Below are 870 nucleotides of genomic sequence, written 5' to 3' on the forward strand. Positions count from 1 at the left end.
ATTTTAAAAGAATGGTCACAAGCGAATATTACAGAACTTGCTGCTGCTGTTGCCTATGAACAACAAAAAAAGAATAGCGCAAAGAGAGGGGCTAGGAAAAATGGAACGAGTGAAAGACGTGATGGGCGAAATTCTAAAAAACCAAGACCTTCAAGCATCTACGGCTAATCCAGTGCGCTTTTCTATGCTAGATAAATACTGTGAAAGTGATGTGCACAAAGGGAAAGCAGTGCAGATGATGTGCGTTGACGGTGAAGAGCTTTGCCCCATTTGTACCCGAGAAGCTGAAAATAACAAATTAAGCAACGAGTTAAACAATAAAGCTCATGAGATGCAAAAACAAAGGCGATTAGATGCACTTTTACAAAATAGCATTTTTGAAGATGACAAATTAAAAAATTGTGGCTTTAAAAATTATCATGCATCAGAAGGTACAGAAGCAGCTAGCAACAAACAGAAAATGATTCAAGTATCAAAAGCTTATCAAGAGGGACAAACGTTTAATACATGGCTTTATGGTGATCCCGGAGCAGGAAAAACACATTTAGCTATTGCGGCTATTCGGACCATTAACGAGTTATCGAGTGGAGAACGAACCTGCCTTTTTGTAAACACCAGCAAACTCATGCAAGACATACGCCGAACATTTTCTAGCAATGGCTTTGCTGGCGAAACAGAAAGCAGCTATATTGAGCGTTGTGCATCCCCTGATATTTTAGTGCTTGATGATCTAGGAGCAGAAAGTGGACGCATTGGCAAAGAGGGACAAGCGAGTGATTTTGTGCATCGTATCCTCTATGCGATTTCGAATGAACGTTTAAATAAAAGTACGATTATTACAACAAACTTAACTTTTGATGAGTTAGAAGC

Annotated in this window: 1 protein-coding gene; it reads left to right on the forward strand. The window is 39.3% G+C overall.

What is annotated here, in order from left to right; all coding sequences use genetic code 11:
* Nucleotides 1-121 precede the first annotated feature (121 nt).
* The coding region (locus tag HCK02_RS13970) for an ATP-binding protein (protein ID WP_246215614.1) at nt 122-870 on the forward strand (749 nt) is incomplete at its 3' end.

Origin of the sequence: Listeria valentina, assembly GCF_011800755.1 — a bacterium.
GTDB classification, from domain to species: Bacteria; Bacillota; Bacilli; order Lactobacillales; family Listeriaceae; genus Listeria; species Listeria valentina.